This window comes from Pararhizobium sp. LjRoot238 (assembly GCF_964252955.1).
Lineage (GTDB): Bacteria > Pseudomonadota > Alphaproteobacteria > Rhizobiales > Rhizobiaceae > Pararhizobium.
In genome coordinates, this window is the sequence record NZ_CAXUPP020000001.1 from 1,252,720 (window position 1) to 1,270,075 (window position 17,356).

Below are 17,356 nucleotides of genomic sequence, written 5' to 3' on the forward strand. Positions count from 1 at the left end.
AGACGATACGGCCGCCGCGCAGGCGATGTGTGCGGCACGGCCACACTGGCATGGCTTGTCACGGAACTGTATGATACGGCTCCGCGCCGGAGCGAACCGCAATCGGTTTTCGCCGATAACAGCTATATCTGCCATTGATATGCAGGAGCCGCGCGAGCGGGAGTTGAAGGCTTGGTCGAAGTCTTGCGAAACATCGATATGGAAGACAGCGACGCGAGGACCGCGTCCGGCCGGAAGTGGGCGCATCCCTTCACGCTGATTCGCCGCATCTTCGGCAACGCCGTGTTTTCGAGCCTGACGCGCCGTATCCTGTTTTTCAATCTCGTCGCGCTCGTCGTCCTGGTCGGCGGCATCATGTATCTGAACCAGTTCCGGGAGGGACTGATCGATGCCCGCGTCGAAAGCTTGTTGACGCAAGGCGAGATCATTGCCGGCGCCATCGCGGCCTCGGCTTCGGTCGATACCAACTCGATCACCATCGATCCGGAAAAGCTGCTGGAACTGCAGGCCGGACAGAGCATCACGCCGCTGCCGAGCGACGAGGATCTCGAATTTCCGATCAATCAGGAACGTGTGGCACCGGTTCTGAGGCGTTTGATCTCGCCGACCCGCACCCGCGCCCGCCTGTTCGACGCCGATGCCGACCTGCTCTTGGATTCACGCCACCTCTATACCGGCGGACAGGTGCTGCGTTTCGACCTGCCGCCGATCGAGCCGGAATCGGTGACGTGGTCCGAGCGGCTGAATTCGTGGTTCAACCGCGTCCTGCAGCCCGGTAACCTGCCGCTCTACAAGGAACCGCCAGGCGGCAACGGCGCCATCTATCCGGAGGTCATGAACGCGCTGACCGGCGTTCGCGGCGCCGTCGTGCGCGTCACCGAAAAGGGCGAGCTGATCGTCTCTGTCGCGGTTCCAGTCCAGCGGTTCCGCGCCGTTCTCGGCGTTCTTCTCCTCTCGACGCAGGCTGGCGATATCGACAAGATCGTTCATGCCGAGCGGCTGGCCATCATCCGCGTCTTTGGTGTCGCGGCCCTGGTCAACGTCATCCTCTCCTTGCTTCTGTCGAGCACGATCGCCAACCCTCTGCGGCGCCTGTCTGCCGCCGCCATTCGCGTGCGGCGGGGCGGTGCCAAGGAGCGCGAGGAAATCCCGGATTTCTCATCCCGCCAGGACGAAATCGGCAACCTCTCCGTGGCCCTTCGCGAAATGACGACGGCGCTCTACGACCGTATCGCCGCGATCGAGAATTTTGCGGCGGATGTGAGCCACGAATTGAAAAACCCGCTGACATCGCTGCGCAGCGCAGTCGAAACCCTGCCGCTCGCCCGCACGGACGATTCGAAGAAGCGGCTGATGGATGTCATCCAGCATGACGTGCGCCGCCTGGATCGCCTGATCAGCGACATTTCGGACGCCTCGCGGCTCGATGCCGAGCTTGCCCGCAGCGACGCCAAGGCCATCGATCTGGAGAAACTGGTCGGCGATCTCGTCGATATTTCCCGGCAGATTCGCGGCGGCAAGAAAGCGGCGCAACTCAGCTTCGTCGTCGAGCGCAAGGACAATCCGAAGGCCCGCTTCGATGTCGCCGGTTACGAGCTGCGGATCGGCCAGATCATCACCAACCTCATCGAAAACGCCCGCTCCTTCGTGCCCGGGGAAGGTGGCCGCATCATTCTGCGCCTGACACGAACCCGGACCCGCTGCCTCATCTATGTCGAGGACAACGGCCCTGGCATCCAGGCGGAAGACATCGACCGTATCTTCGAACGCTTCTATACCGATCGGCCGGAGGGCGAGGATTTCGGCCAGAATTCGGGTCTTGGACTGTCGATCTCCCGCCAGATCGCGGAAGCCCATGGCGGCTCTCTGAAAGCCGAGAATATGACGGATGCGAGCGGCAAGGTCACCGGCGCGCGCTTCATCCTGTCGTTGCCGGTCGAGACCAACGCATGACGGACGAGGCGGTCAATATTCACGCGACCGCCATCGTGCTCGGGACCTACGGTTTCCTGTTCGTCGGCCCCTCCGGCGCAGGCAAGACCGCCCTGGCGCTCTCCTGTCTGGCGGCCGCGAGAGAGAGCGGATTGTTTGGCGCCCTGGTATCGGATGATCAGGTGCTGATCTCGGTTCGAAACGGCAGGATTATCGCGCGGCGACCTGCCTCCATCGCCGGGTTGGCGGAGGTCCGCGGCGCCGGCATCGTTCAGGTGGAGACGATACCCGCGGCTGTGATGGATTTCGCCGTTCAGCCCGTCAAACCGCCGTTTGAACCGCGCCTGCCGCCTGAAAACGCGGTGTTTGCGCTTCCGTTAGGCAATTTTTTGCCACTGCTACGGCTTCCCTTCGGAGAAGGGTTGAATTCCTTCGAAATTTTGCGGCTTATTTTGCCTCAAAACGCCAATTTTCAAGGACGATGATGCCCTCAAAAGCAGCAGTTCTGGATTTTTAACTTGCACTTCGCCTTTTCCTTGCCAAGATGGCCGCCCCAAAGGTGGACGAAATTGCTGCATTGCGATATCTGACCATCGAAGATTAGCAGATGCAGTTGGAGCGGAGACACCATGATCGGACTTGTGCTTGTCACACACGGCAAGCTGGCTGAAGAGTTTCGTCATGCGCTGGAGCATGTCGTTGGTCCGCAAAAGTCGATCGAGACTGTCTGCATCGGCCCCGAGGATGACATGGATCAACGCCGCCAGGATATCCTGGAAGCGGTTCTCTCGGCCGATGAAGGCAATGGCGTCATCATTCTGACGGATATGTTCGGCGGAACGCCGTCCAATCTGGCGATCTCGGTGATGCAGAGCGGCACCGTCGAGGTCATTGCCGGCGTCAACCTTCCCATGCTGATCAAGCTCGCCGGCGTCCGGGGCGAAAGCGATATGGACAAGGCGCTCGTCGAAGCATCCGAAGCAGGCAGAAAGTATATCAATGTCGCAAGCCGTGTCCTCAGTGGCAAATAGCGAAGTGGCCTCAGTGGCGCTTTCCCGCGAACTGCTGATCATCAACAAGCGAGGGCTGCATGCCCGCGCCTCTGCCAAGTTCGTCCAGACGGTGGAAGGCTACGACGCCGAGATCCAGGTCTCGAAAGACGGCATGACCGTCGGCGGCACCTCGATCATGGGCCTGATGATGCTTGCCGCCAGCACTGGCTGTTCCATCTCCGTCATCGCCAGCGGCCGCCAGGCCCAGGAAGCGCTCGACGCCCTCGACGCGCTGGTGGCCGACAAGTTCGGCGAAGAAATCTGAGCTTTCTTCTCAATTCGAGACGATCCGGTTCCCGGTCAGTCCGGAACCCGGATCGCCTGGGGACATAAAGACATAAAGACATAAAGACATAAAGACTTCTTTATGTCCTGTTGCTCCCTTCCATGAATCCTGCTAGGTGAGAAACAAACTTCTCGGCTCCTTGCCGGAAGCGCGAATTTTAGTGCGCCCTGCCCGGATCATAAACACATCAGGTCCCGGTGCATGGCCTCAAGCCCGGAGAGCTTCATGAGCACGACGAACGACTATCTGGTTGCGGATATCGGCCTTGCCGATTTCGGCCGCAAGGAGATCACCATTGCCGAGACCGAAATGCCGGGCCTGATGGCCTGCCGCGAGGAATTCGGTTCGAAGAAGCCGCTGAAGGGTGCGCGCATCACCGGTTCGCTGCACATGACCATCCAGACGGCGGTGCTGATCGAAACGCTGGTCGCGCTCGGTGCCGAAGTCCGTTGGGCGTCGTGCAACATCTTCTCCACCCAGGACCATGCTGCAGCAGCAATTGCCGCCAGCGGCGTTCCGGTCTTCGCCGTCAAGGGCGAGACGCTGGAGGACTACTGGACCTACACCGACAAGATCTTCCAGTGGGCCGATGGCGGCATCTCCAACATGATCCTCGATGATGGCGGCGACGCCACCATGTACATCCTGCTTGGCGCCCGCGCCGAAGCCGGCGAGGACGTGCTGTCAAACCCGACCTCGGAAGAAGAGGAAATCCTCGTCGCCCAGATCAAGAAGCGCCTTGCCGCCTCCCCGGGCTGGTTCACCAGGCAGCGCGACGCGATCAAGGGCGTGACCGAAGAAACCACGACCGGCGTCAACCGTCTCTACCAGCTGCATGCCAAGGGCCTCTTGCCCTTCCCGGCAATCAACGTCAACGATTCGGTCACCAAGTCGAAATTCGACAACAAGTATGGCTGCAAGGAATCGCTGGTCGACGGCATTCGCCGCGGCACCGACGTGATGATGGCCGGCAAGGTCGCCGTCGTCTGCGGCTATGGCGACGTCGGCAAGGGTTCGGCTGCCTCGCTGTCGGGCGCCGGCGCCCGCGTCAAGGTTACGGAAGTCGACCCGATCTGCGCCCTGCAGGCTGCCATGGACGGTTATGAAGTGGTACAGCTCGAAGATGTCGTCTCGACCGCCGATATCTTCATCACCACGACCGGCAACAAGGACGTCATCCGCATGGACCACATGCGCGAGATGAAGGACATGGCGATCGTCGGCAATATCGGCCACTTCGACAACGAGATCCAGGTTTCGGCGTTGCGCAACCTGAAATGGACCAACGTCAAGCCGCAGGTCGACCTGATCGAATTCCCGAAGGGCAACCGGATGATCCTTCTCTCGGAAGGCCGCCTGCTCAATCTCGGCAACGCCACTGGCCATCCGTCCTTCGTCATGTCGGCGTCGTTCACCAACCAGGTCTTGGCCCAGATCGAGCTCTTCACCAAGGGCGAACAGTACGACAAGAAGGTCCACATCCTGCCCAAGCACCTCGACGAGAAGGTCGCCCGCCTTCACCTCGGCAAGCTCGGCGTCAAGCTGACGGAACTTTCGGAAGAACAGGCCAACTATATCGGCGTAAAGCCGCAGGGTCCGTTCAAGGCTGAACACTACCGGTACTGATCCTTACCCGGATAATCCACAACATATAGGGGCCGCGCTCTTGACAGAAGAGCGCGGCCTCTTTTTTTGCCTCGCCCTTTCCGACGATTCGCCGAAGGCGTATGTTTTTGGGACAATGATTCGTGACAAAGATGCGGTACAGACGCGTCGCGAATGGGATGTCTTGTCGTTTATGCGGCAAACAGACGGAGACATGCCGGACTGCAATCGAAATTGAACGAGGCCTGCCGTTGGCAGGATTTCGATTTAGCACTACGTAGCGATTTGCAACCGGACGACTGCATAATTCCTTAAATCGGAGTCGATTTAAGGAATTATGCAGCAGATCAAAAGCGACCTTTGCGCGTCTGAACAGACGCGCGGCGCTGCAAGACCTTGCACGGGCTCCGCCGAAAGGTCGGGGCACGCTTCAAGGTGTTGAATACACATAAGATCGTCCGTGATTCGGGTTTTTCGGATCATGGCATCATATGTGATGAAAACGGGGAAGCATGCCATGGAAACAGGTCCTTCGAAACGCGCCGGCGGCCGGATTCCGTCCTTGCTGCGCCGGTTCATGGCGGGTTCCGCGCTTGCGGTCTGCGCCGGCCCTGCCCTTGCGGCGGCTGAAGAGGTCACCACGGCAAGCGTTTTCCATTCTTCCGAAGTCGTCACTTTTTCCGTCCTGATCGGGGTGATTTCGGCGGCAATGATTTCCGCCATATGGCTGATCCGCCAGCGCGGCAATATCGAAACGGACAACCGCGAACTGAACGCGGCACTGGCCGACGCCAATCACAAGATTTCGCGCTTTCAGGCGCTGATCGCCGACAAGAACCGCCGTATCGTCGTCTGGGAAGGCCTCTCGAACAAGCCGGAGTTCTTGGGACAACTGCCTGTCGAAACGGGCGCTCCGCAGGATGACCGCGATTTCCTCGCCTTCGGCCGCTGGATCAAATCCCAGTCTGCGTCCGAGCTCGAAAAGGCCATCGAGCTTTTGCGCTCCAGCGCCCAGAGCTTCGATCTCATCGTTGAAACCACCCGCGGCGAAATCATCGAGACGCAGGGCCGCGTCTCCGGTGGCCGGGCTTTCGTCCGCTTCGTCGCGCTCAACAATTTGCGCGCCGAGCTTGCCGAGATGAAACTGGAGCGGGACCGCCTGCACGGATCGCTGGCGAGCCTTCAGACGCTGCTCGATGCGATCGATCTGCCGGTCTGGCAGCGCGGTGCCGACGGCGCGCTCCTTTGGGTCAACGAAGCCTATGCGGAGGCGGTCGAGGCCGCCGAGCCGGGGGCCGCTGTGAAGGAAAACCGGGAGCTTCTGGCGACGGTGGCGCGTGAAAAGATCCGTGCGCTCAGCAGCTATGATTCAGCCTATCGCGAAAAAGTCTCCACCGTGGTCCGGGGGAACCGGACATTCTTCGACGTGGTCGATGCCAGGAGCCCGGCCGGATCGGCTGGCATGGCGATCAACGTCTCGGATGTCGAGGCTGTTCGTGAGGAACTGAATCGTACCCTGAAAAGCCACGCCGAGACGCTCGATCACTTGGCCACGCCGGTTGCCATCTTCGATGGCAGCCAGCGCCTGCAATTCTACAACCAGGCCTTCCAGAGGCTCTGGGATCTCGACATGGGCTTCCTGGAACGCAAGCCGGGCAATGGCGAGATTCTCGACCGTCTGCGCGCTGCCGCAAAGCTGCCCGAGCAATTGAACTGGAAGCAGTGGAAGGAAAATGCGCTCGCCGTCTATCAGGCGCTCGACACGCAATCCGACCTCTGGCACCTGCCGAACGGCCAGACGCTGCGCGTTTTCGCAACGGCCCGTCCCCAAGGCGGCGCGACCTGGGTGTTCGAGAACCTGACGGAAAAGGTCGATCTCGAAACCCGCTACAACACGCTGGTCCAGGTCCAGGGCGAGACCATCGACCATCTGTCCGAAGGCGTCGCGGTGTTCGGGCCGGACGGGCGCATCAAGCTGTCCAACCCTGCCTTCCGCGCGCTTTGGGGCGTCACGGAGGCGGAAGCCAAGCCCGGCACGCACATCCGCGCCATCGAGCAGGTCTGCGCGCCGTCCTACGACCAGCCGGACGGCTGGAAGCGGTTCTCGCACCTCATTACCAGCTTCGACGACGAGCGGCCGTCCTGCCAGGGCATCCTCGAACTGCGCACCGGGCTCATTCTGGATTTTGCCGTCATCCCGCTGCCCAACGCGCAGACCATGCTGACCTTCGTCAACATCACCGACAGCGTGCGTGTCGAGCGGGCGTTGACCGAAAAGAACGAAGCGCTGCGGATGGCCGATCATCTGAAGAACGACTTCGTCCAGCACGTCTCCTACGAGCTGCGCTCGCCGCTGACGAACATCATCGGTTTTGCCGATCTTTTGAAGACGCCCGCCTTCGGCACCCTGACAGAGCGGCAGGCAGAATATGTCGATCACATCTCGACCTCGTCCTCGTTGCTGCTGACGATCGTCAACGATATTCTCGATCTCGCCACCGTCGATGCCGGGATCGTCGAGCTCGACCTGTCGGAAATCAACCTGACCGACTTCCTCGACGAAGTTTCCCTTCAGATGGCCGATCGGCTGCAGGAAAGCGCCGTGACACTGCAGATCGATACGCCCGATATGCTCGGCCTGTTCATAGCCGACCACCAGCGGCTGAAGCAGATCCTCATCAAGCTCCTGACCAATGCCGCCAATTTCGCGCCCGACGGCAGCACCGTCAGCCTGAGATGCCGCCGCGACGGCAGCGATTTCGTCTTCAGCGTCAGCGACAACGGTCCCGGCATCCCGCAGGACGTTCTCGATACCGTGTTCAACCGGTTCGAAAGCCATGGGACACGCGGCGGCGCCGGTCTTGGCCTTTCCATCGTCGAGAGCTTCGTCAGCCTGCACCATGGCAAAGTGTCGATCCGCAGCCATGAAGGCGAGGGAACGGAAGTGACCTGCCGCATCCCCTCCGGTGACCTCCCGAAATTCGCAGCGGCGGAATGATGCAGGACATCGCACTTTTCCTGAAAGACGAGGCCGCGACCATTCAACTCGGCGAAGACCTGGCGCTGGCCTTGAAGCCAGGCGACTGCCTGGCGCTCTCCGGCGATCTCGGCGCCGGCAAATCGACGCTCGCCCGCGCCTTCCTGCGCGCCATGGCCGACGACGAGGCGCTCGAGGTGCCGAGCCCGACCTTCACCCTGGTGCAAAGCTACGACCTGCGCATTGCCGTTTCGCATTTCGACCTCTACCGGCTGGCAGATGTGTCAGAACTGGACGAACTCGGCCTCGACGAAGCACTCTCAGACGGCATCTGCCTGGTGGAATGGCCGGAAAACGCGCTGGCGGCACTGCCGAAAACCCGACTGACCGCTACCTTTTCCCACCTCGATGATGGCCGTCACGTTACCATATCCGGCGACACGGTGGCCTTGGCACGGATCGAGCGCAGCCTTGCAATCCGTTCCTTCCTGCAAGACTGCGGGTATGGACAGGCAAAGCGCCGGCATCTCAGCGGCGATGCGTCGGCACGCGCCTATGAGCGGACTCTGATCGAGGGGCAACCACTGCGAATTCTGATGGATGCGGCCCGCCACAAGCCGGGGCCGATCCTGCAGGACGGCAAATATTACCAGCAACTGGCGCATCTTGCCGAAGACGTCATTCCATTCGTCGCCATTGCCCGCGACATCAGGGACAAAGGATTTTGCGCGCCCGAAGTTTACAAACGAGATCTCGACACCGGCATCCTTCTGATCGAAAATCTCGGCAGTGAGGGCATCCTCGATGCGGACGGACAGCCGGTCGCTGAACGTTATCTCGAAAGTGTTCGCGTCCTCGCGCATCTGCACGCGCAGCCGGTAACACGCGACATACCCCTGTCCGATACCGTTACCCACCACATCCCCGATTTCGATCGTACGGCAATGGAGATCGAAACCAGCCTATTGATCGACTGGTATCTTCCGTGGAAGCGCGGCGAGAAGGCTTCCGATGCCGAGCGCGCCGAATATTTCGCAGTCTGGGATAGACTGATCGATCTTCTTGGCACGTCGGAAAAGAAGCTGCTGCTACGGGATTTCCATTCGCCGAACATCATCTGGCGCGATCAGCGCTCCGGCTTCGACCGTGTCGGCATCATCGATTTCCAGGACGCGATGATCGGCCCGACGGCCTATGACGTGGCATCCATCACACAGGATGCACGGGTGACCATCGCGCCTGAGTTGTGCGAACAGATGCTCTCGCTCTACTGCTCGGAACGCCACACTCTCGGCGATTTCGACGAGGCAGCGTTCCGGCGCGACTGGCATCTGATGTCGGCGCAGCGCAACTGCAAGCTCGCCGGCATCTGGGTCCGGCTGATGCAGCGCGACGGCAAGCCGTTCTACATGAAGCACATGCCGCGGACATTCTCCTATCTTCAGGTGGCGCTCGAACATGAAGCGCTCGCGCCCTTGCGCGATTGGTGCATAAAGGCTGGAATCCTTTAAAGCGCCGCGCGTCAAACTTGACGCACAAAAGTCGCTATAACACTTTGAACCCCCGAATCACCGGCTGACGTTCAGTGGATCAAGTGCTGCCTATGCCCATCAAGAATGCCATGGTGCTCGCCGCGGGGCTTGGCACCCGCCTGCGGCCCATTACCGATACCATACCGAAACCGCTCGTGCGCATCGCCGGCAGGCCGATGATCGACTATGTGCTCGATGCGATAGAAGGCGCGGGGGTCGAGACGGCGGCGGTCAACGTCCACCATTTCGCCGACCAGATAGAAGCGCATCTGAAGGACAGACGCCGGCCAAGGATCGTCATTTCGGACGAGCGGGCCGCGTTGATGAGCTCCGGCGGCGGTCTTGCCAGGGGATTGAAACTGCTCGACGACGGCCCTGTCCTGGTGATGAACGCCGATCTCTTCTGGATCGGCGAAAAGCCGGACGCGCCGTCAAATCTTGAGCGGCTTGCTTCCTTCTTCGACCCTGAAACGATGGACATGGCGCTCCTCTGCGTCCGCAACGAGGATACCACCGGCCACAACGGCAAACTGGATTTCTCGCTTGATCCGCAGGGCCGGCTCTCGCGTTACAGGGAGGGCATGGAAAACCCCGTCGTCTATGCGGGCGCGATCGCCATGCACAGCAGGCTCTTTGCTGATGCGCCGGAAGGGGCTTTCAACCTCAACATCTATTTCGACAAGGCGATTGCCAGGAACAGGCTGTTCGGCATCCTTCTCGAAGGTCACTGGCTGACCGTGGGCACGCCGGAAGCAATCGGCGAGGCCGAGGAGGCGATCCGGCGCTTCCAGACGGGAGCATGAGGACGTGGCGGAAACAGTTTCCAACGTTTTCACCATCCCGCCCGGTCTTCCCTTCCTGAAGACGCTGGTCGAAAAACTGTGCTCCGGCGAACTTGTGCCCGGTTTCCGTTATGCCGAGGCCGATCCGCTTGCCCTTGCCGGCATCACGATCTTCGTGCCGACCCGCCGCTCGGCGCGCGTCTTGCGTTCGGAACTGGTCGATTGCCTCGGCGGCCGCTCGGCGATCCTGCCGATGATCCGGGCCTTGGGGGAAACCGACGACGACAGCGGGTTCTTCGATGCGGAAATCCCGGCGATCCTCGATCTGGCGCCGCCTTTGCCGAATACCGCCCGGCTGATCGAGCTTGGCCGCCTCATCCTCGCCTGGCGCAACCAGCTTCCGAAGGCCGTGGTCGATGTGCACGCGGAAAGCCCGCTGATAGCGCCAGCAAGCCCCGCCGACGCGATCTGGCTCGCCCGCAATCTCTCCGAGATCATCGACGCGATGGAAACCGAGGAGCTGGATTGGAAGGCGCTCGACAATCTCGATGCAAACGATCATGCGCTGTGGTGGCAGCTGACGCTCGAGTTCCTCAAGATCGCCCGCACCTACTGGCCGGCGCGGCTGGAGGAGCTCAAGCAATCCTCGCCCGCACGCCACCGCAACGCCATCCTCGAAGCCGAGACGCAGCGCATCGCCGACGGAAAAGTCACCGGGCCGATCATCATCGCCGGGTCGACCGGCTCCATCCCCGCGACGGCCAAGCTGATCGCCGCGGCGCAGAAGCTGCCGAACGGCACCATCGTGCTGCCCGGCCTCGACCGGACGATGAGCAATGCGGAATGGATGATGATCGCGCCGGAAACGGCGAAGCTGACCGGTGATCCGGCCAGCCGCAGCCATCCGCAATACGGCTTCTCCCGCCTGCTGAACCGCATGGGCATCGGCCGCCATGATGTCGCGTCGCTCGGCACAGCGGCATCGGATCTCGATTATCGCGCGGAGATCATGTCCCACGCCCTCTTGCCGGTTCAGGCAACGAGCGGCTGGACAGCCCTTCGCGGCGCCGTCGATCAGGACCAGCTTACGGACGCCTTTACGGATGCAGCGCTGATCGAGACGGCCAACGAACGCGAGGAGGCGACGGCGATCGCTATCGCCCTTCGGCTTGCCCTGCACGGCAGCGAGGAAAGCCAGGCCGCGCTGATCACGCCCGACCGCGACCTTGCCCGCCGGGTGGCGGCCGAACTTTTGCGTTTTGGCATCGAGGCCGACGATTCGGCCGGTACACCGCTTTCGGCCACCGGCCCCGGCAGCCTGACGCGGCTGCTTCTCGAAGCCGCTCTGCGGCCCGGCGATCCGGTCTCGATCACCGCCCTGTTGAAGCATCCGCTGGCGCGATTCGGCCTGCCCACGGATGTCATGAACGCAACGGCAGAGACACTGGAGCTGATGGCGCTGCGCGGCGGCACCGGCAGCGCCGATATTTCCGAACTGGAGGTCCTTCTTGACGAGGCGCTCCAGCGCGAAGGGAACAAAAAACATCTGCCGGAATGGCGCAGCCGGATCGACGAGGCAGCGATCGAGCGGGCCCGCGATCTTGCCCGGCGCATTGCCGCCGCTGTGGAACCTCTGGCCGGAACGCTGGTGCGCCATCACAGAACCGGCCGTGGTCTGACCGCAGCCTTGACGCTTGCCGAATGGGCAGAAAAAACCGGCGCAGCGCTGGAAGCAGCCACCGTCGACGAACGCGGCAGTCTTGCCGGTCTCTGGTCGGGTGAAGCCGGAGAAGCCCTGGCGACACTTTTGCGCTCCGTCATCGATACCGACGGTCAGATGACCGCCGACGGACCCCAATGGAGCGACATCATGGAGGCGCTATCGGCGAGCGAGGCGATCAAGCCGCGCTCCATGCGCCATCCCCGCGTGTTCATCTTCGGCGCACTGGAATCTCGTCTGCAGAGCGTCGATCTCGTCGTTCTCGGCGGCATGAACGAAGGCACCTGGCCCGGGCAGACCGCCAACGATCCCTTCCTGTCGCGCACCATGAAAACGTCCATCGGCCTGGAGCCGCCGGAGCGGCGCATCGGCCAGTTGGCGCACGATTTCCAGATGGCTTGCGGCACGCGCAAGCTCATCCTGACCCGGGCGATGCGCAAGGGTGCTACGCCGACCGTCGCCTCGCGCTGGCTGCAACGGCTTCTCGCCGTCGGCGGCCGCGATTTCGCGGCAAGGCTTCGCGAGAACGGCAAGGATTACCATCATTGGGCAGGCATGCTCGACCAGGGCGTTACGCAACCACTGGCGAACCGCCCGGAGCCGAGACCTTCGCCGGAGCAGCAGCCGCGCAGCTATTCCTTCAGCGAGGTCGCCCGCCTGCGGCGCGATCCCTATGCTGTCTACGCCAAACGAATCCTGCGCCTGCAGCCGATCGATCCCTTCAACCGCGATCCGGGTGCGGCCGAGCGCGGCACGCTCTATCACAAGATCGTCGAACGCTTCGTCCGCGCCGATCTCGATCCCGCGTCGCCGGTAGCGGCGCAGGAAATGAGCCGGCTGATCAACGAGGCCTTCAACGAGCAGGCACTGCCCGCCCATATCGACGTCGTCTGGCGACCGCGCTTTGCCGCTGTCGGCAAGGCTTTCATCGAGTGGGAAATCGCTCGCCACGCCGATATCCGGAAATCCTACACGGAGCTCTATGCCTCGATGGAGATCGGCGTCGAGGACATCAAGCTGACCGGCATCGCCGACCGCATCGACATTCTCGGCGACGGCAGAGCCGTTCTGATCGACTACAAGACCGGTTCGAGCCCCTCGATCAACGAGGCGCGTGCGCTGCTTGATCCGCAGCTGGCGCTGGAGGCCGCCGCTCTCAAGGCCGGCGCCTTCAAGCACGCGGGAGCACGGCATCCCCAATCGCTCGTCTATGTCCGCCTGAAACCCGGCGAACGATTTAAACCTGAGGAAGTCAACAACGAACACGCCAAGGCGCGCGCCAATGTCGAGACCAAATCCGCCGAGCAACTGGCCGAGGAATCGCTCAAGGAACTGGCGGGGCTCCTCACCGCCCTGATGAACGGCAAATATGGCTTTGCCTCACGCGTGATTGTGCAGAAAGAGCGCGACTACGGCGGCGAGTATGATCATCTTGCCCGCGTCGCCGAATGGGCGACGGCGGAAGGCGAGGAGGATGCCAATGAGGGATGACGATTTCGGCCCTCTCGAGCCCTCGCCTCAAGGCTGGCTCGACTGGACATCCTCCAAGCAGGCGCTCGCTTCCGATCCGGCCCGCTCGGCCTGGGTGTCGGCCAATGCCGGCTCGGGCAAGACGCACGTGCTGACGCAGCGCGTTATCCGGCTTCTCTTATCCGGCTGCCGGCCGTCTGCCATTCTCTGCCTGACCTATACCAAGGCTGCCGCGTCGGAAATGTCCAACCGGGTCTTCGAACGATTGGCCGAATGGGTGACGCTCGACGACGAGGCGCTGGATGACCGGATTACGGCGATCGAGGGCGAGCGGCCGGATCTGCCGAAACGCCAGGAAGCGCGGCGCCTGTTTGCCCGCGCACTGGAAACGCCGGGCGGGCTGAAGATCCAGACGATCCACGCCTTCTGCGAAGCGCTGCTGCATCAGTTTCCGCTCGAAGCCAATGTTGCCGGGCATTTCTCGGTACTGGACGACCGTGCTTCCGCGACGCTTCTTGCTGATGCCCGCCGCGCGCATCTGACGGCTACGGCAAGCGAGGACGACCGCGAACTGACGGAAGCCTTTGCGACCGTTCTCGATCTCGCCGACGATACCGGGCTCGAGAAGCTGCTGACGGCAATCGTCGCCAACCGCACCGCCATTCAGGCATTCCTGGAGGAAGCCAACCGCAAGGGCGGTATCGATCCGGCACTTCGTTCGGCGCTTAGTCTCGCGCCCGGCGAAACGTCGGAGGCGGCGATAGCCGGATTCTGGCCCTTGCCAGGTCTCAACGGTGTGGCACTGGAGCGCTTTATCGGCATCGCACTTGCCACCGGCGGCACAAAGGTTACGGAATTCGCCGACGGTCTTCGCGCCGTCGCCAAGCTCGCCGATCCCTTGCAACGCTTCAACATGCTGCGGGACTTGTTCTACACCCAGAACGGCAAGATCAAGGCCGATTCCGCCTTTATCTCCAAGCCGATCCGCGACCAAGCACCGGATCTGGAGCCTCTTGTCCTCGCCGCCCGCGATCACATTGCCGCGTCCATGGATCGTCTCAACCTCGTCGCCATGTTCGAGGCGACGAAGGCGGCACTCACCCTCGCCGACCGGCTGAACGGCGATTACGAGGACATCAAGAAAAGCCGCAGCCAGCTGGATTTCGACGACCTGCTCAACCGCACGGCGGCGCTGCTTTCGCGCGGCGATGTCAGCCGCTGGGTCCACTACAAGCTCGATCAGGGCATCGACCACATTCTGGTCGACGAGGCGCAGGATACGAGCCCGGTGCAGTGGACCGTCATCCAGTCGCTGGCGGAGGATTTCTTCTCCGGCGAAACGGCGCGTGGTGGTAACCGTACGATGTTCGCCGTCGGCGACGAGAAGCAATCGATCTACTCGTTTCAGGGTGCCCGGCCCGAACGTTTTTCCGACGAGAGCATCGAGACGGAGCGGCGCGTACGCGACAGTGGCAAGGCCTTCAGCCCGATCCGGCTGCAGCTCTCCTTCCGCTCGACCGAGGATGTGCTGTCGGCCGTCGATACCGTATTTGAAAATCCCCTGCACGCGCGAGGCCTCAGCGCCCGGCAGGATGCGGTCGTGCACGCCTCCAACCGTATCGGTCACCCCGGTCTGGTCGAAGTCTGGGACGCAATCGCGCCCGCAGACAGCATCCAGGAGGAGGACTGGACCGCAGCCTTCGACGCAACACCAGAAGATGCGCCGGCTAACATTCTTGCCCAACGTATCGCCGCCGTGCTCGCCAACTGGATCGGCAAGGAAACGGTGATCGAAAAAGGTGTCAAGCGGCCGATGCAGCCGGGCGATGTCATCGTTCTCGTGCGCAAGCGCGATGCCTTCGTCAACGCTCTCACCCGGGCTTTGAAAACGCGCCGCAACATTCCCGTTGCCGGAGCCGACCGGCTGGTTCTTACCAACCACATCGCCGTGCAGGACCTGATGGCGCTTGGACGCTTCGTGCTCTTGCCGCAGGACGACCTTTCGCTCGCCGCCATCCTCAAAAGCCCGCTGTTCAATCTGAGCGAGGACGACGTCAGGGATCTCGCGGTCTCCCGCCCGCTGTCGGTCAGCGTCTGGCAACGCCTGCAGGAATTCGGCGCCGACGAGGGGGGGCGCTACAATGGCGCCCTGCAAAAGCTGCAGCGATACAGGGCATTGTCGCGCACTCTGCCTGTTCATGATTTCTACGCCCGTATCCTCGGTCATGACGGCGGCCGCGCCGCTTTCCTCGGCCGGCTCGGAACCGAAGTCAGCGATATCCTCGATGAATTCCTGACTTTTGCGCTCGATCACGAGAAAAACGGGCTGCCGGGCCTGCAGGCCTTCATTTCCGGTCTCGAGATGGAAGCGCCGACGGTCAAGCGCGAGCAGGACAAGGAGCGCAACGAAGTGCGCATCATGACCGTGCATGCCGCCAAGGGATTGGAGGCGCCGGTGGTGTTCCTGGTCGATGGCGGCGGCAGGGCTTTCAATTCGCAGCATGTCTCCGGCCTGCGCCTGATCCAGCCCGGCGATCACAGCGCGGCAGTGCCGCTTCCTGTCTGGCGGCCGCCGCGGGCGGCGTCCAACACATTGATCGACGCGGACACCGCCCGGCTAAAGACCGCCGCCGAAGAGGAATATCGCCGGCTTCTTTATGTCGGCATGACGCGGGCGGCGGACCGGTTGATCGTCTGTGGCTATCAGGGCAAACGGGCCAATCCCGAAAGCTGGCATGCCATGGTCACGACAAGCCTGTCCGGAGACGAGCGCGGTCGCAGCACGCCCAGGACATTTGCAGCGGGCAATCAGGAGTGGACCGGCTATTCGTGGCAGGCTTCCTCCGCCGCTCGCGACCTGAAGACGCAGGACACTGTCAAGGAAGCCGCAAATGCCCGCCCGGCAGGCCTGCCCGCCTCTCTTCTGCAGCCCTTGCCGCCGCAACGGCACCTGCCGCGCCCGTTAAGCCCTTCCGGCGCGGGTGTCATCATTGACGAGGACGATGGCGCCGCCATCGTCGGATCGGCGTTGTTCTCGCAAAAAGCCGGCGCCAACAGGTCGCTGCTACGGGGTGCGATCCTGCACCGCTTCCTGCAGGTGTTGCCGTCTGTCGCGCCCAAGGAGCGGCACGCCGCCGCCGAGCGCTACCTGGCTCGCTCCGTGCCCCGCTGGTCTGCAAGCGAGCGGCAAGCGTTGACGGCTTCGGTACTGAGCGTGATCGAGCATCCGGAACTCGCCGCGCTGTTTTCCGAGACGAGCCGCGCGGAAGTGTCCGTGATGAGCACGTTGCAGCTCGGGACGCGCGAGTTTGCCGTTTCCGGCCGCATCGACCGGCTTGCAGTCTCCGGCAAGACGGCCATTCTCGCCGATTTCAAGACCAACCGGGAGGTTCCCGCTTCGCCGGACGGTGTGCCCTTCGTCTACCGGGCGCAGCTGGCGATCTACCGCGCGCTTCTCGCGCCGCTCTATCCCGATCATGCCTTCCAATGCGTGCTGATCTACACCGAAGGCCCGGCGGTGCTGACTTTGCCGCAGGAGATGCTGGACAGGAGCCTTGTGGAGCTCTCGAAGAAGTGAGATACCGAATATTGAAAAAGATGCGTTCCGCTATCACATCTTGCCCAACCGTTCGAAGAACGCCGATTTCGAAACAAGGAGCAGCCTATGGCTACCGTAAAAGTCGATACCTCCAATTTTCAGGATGAAGTGCTGAATGCCGCCGAGCCGGTCATCGTGGATTTCTGGGCCGAATGGTGCGGCCCCTGCAAGATGATCGCCCCGAGCCTTGAAGAAATCTCCAACGAACTTGCCGGCAAGGTGAAGGTCGCCAAGGTCAACATCGACGAGAACCCGGAAATCGCCGCCCAGTACGGCGTGCGCTCCATTCCGACGCTCGCCATGTTCAAGGCCGGCGAAGTCTCCGACATCAAGGTCGGCGCTGCTCCGAAGACCGCGCTGTCGTCCTGGATTTCCAACGCAGCCGCATAAGTCCTGATTTTG

At 62.0% G+C, this 17,356-nt stretch carries 11 protein-coding genes; all 11 read left to right on the forward strand.

What is annotated here, in order from left to right; genetic code table 11:
• The first annotated feature begins 198 nt into the window (after positions 1–198).
• The 11 genes from ACSQ3F_RS06285 to trxA all read left to right on the forward strand — a co-directional run bounded on the left by ACSQ3F_RS06285 (position 199) and on the right by trxA (position 17,344).
• Complete coding sequence (locus ACSQ3F_RS06285) at positions 199–1,953, forward strand: stimulus-sensing domain-containing protein (RefSeq protein ID WP_436102057.1); 1,755 nt, start codon at positions 199–201, stop codon at positions 1,951–1,953.
• Positions 1,950–2,417 carry an HPr kinase/phosphorylase gene (locus tag ACSQ3F_RS06290; protein ID WP_436099429.1) on the forward strand — a complete coding sequence of 156 codons (468 nt, stop codon included), beginning with the start codon at positions 1,950–1,952 and terminating at the stop codon, positions 2,415–2,417. The genes ACSQ3F_RS06285 and ACSQ3F_RS06290 overlap by 4 nt, the downstream gene beginning before the upstream one ends.
• A gap of 144 nt (positions 2,418–2,561) precedes the next feature.
• Complete coding sequence (locus ACSQ3F_RS06295) at positions 2,562–2,963, forward strand: PTS sugar transporter subunit IIA (protein WP_018327133.1); 402 nt, start codon at positions 2,562–2,564, stop codon at positions 2,961–2,963.
• Entirely contained in the window at positions 2,932–3,249 is a 318-nt protein-coding gene (locus ACSQ3F_RS06300) for an HPr family phosphocarrier protein (protein WP_436099430.1), read from the forward strand. The genes ACSQ3F_RS06295 and ACSQ3F_RS06300 overlap by 32 nt, the downstream gene beginning before the upstream one ends.
• A gap of 246 nt (positions 3,250–3,495) precedes the next feature.
• Positions 3,496–4,896, forward strand: a complete 1,401-nt coding sequence (gene ahcY / locus ACSQ3F_RS06305) for an adenosylhomocysteinase (protein ID WP_436099431.1) — start codon at positions 3,496–3,498, stop codon at positions 4,894–4,896.
• Between the two features lie 496 nt (positions 4,897–5,392).
• Entirely contained in the window at positions 5,393–7,873 is a 2,481-nt protein-coding gene (locus ACSQ3F_RS06310) for an ATP-binding protein (protein ID WP_436099432.1), read from the forward strand.
• The gene (gene tsaE, locus ACSQ3F_RS06315; RefSeq protein ID WP_436102058.1) at positions 7,873–9,363 is read left to right on the forward strand and encodes a tRNA (adenosine(37)-N6)-threonylcarbamoyltransferase complex ATPase subunit type 1 TsaE; all 1,491 of its coding nucleotides are present in this window, start codon (positions 7,873–7,875) and stop codon (positions 9,361–9,363) included. The genes ACSQ3F_RS06310 and tsaE overlap by 1 nt, the downstream gene beginning before the upstream one ends.
• Before the next feature lie 92 nt (positions 9,364–9,455).
• A complete protein-coding gene (locus ACSQ3F_RS06320) occupies positions 9,456–10,187 on the forward strand; it encodes a nucleotidyltransferase family protein (protein ID WP_436099433.1) in 732 nt (243 codons plus the stop codon).
• Positions 10,188–10,191: 4 nt separating this feature from the next.
• Positions 10,192–13,377, forward strand: coding sequence for a double-strand break repair protein AddB (gene addB, locus ACSQ3F_RS06325; RefSeq protein WP_436099434.1), 3,186 nt, complete (start codon positions 10,192–10,194; stop codon positions 13,375–13,377).
• Positions 13,367–16,933: a double-strand break repair helicase AddA gene (gene addA / locus ACSQ3F_RS06330; RefSeq protein ID WP_436099435.1), complete on the forward strand. Its 3,567-nt coding sequence runs from the start codon at positions 13,367–13,369 to the stop codon at positions 16,931–16,933. The genes addB and addA overlap by 11 nt, the downstream gene beginning before the upstream one ends.
• 87 nt (positions 16,934–17,020) lie before the next feature.
• Entirely contained in the window at positions 17,021–17,344 is a 324-nt protein-coding gene (trxA, locus tag ACSQ3F_RS06335) for a thioredoxin (protein WP_349436520.1), read from the forward strand.
• Positions 17,345–17,356: the final 12 nt, after the last annotated feature.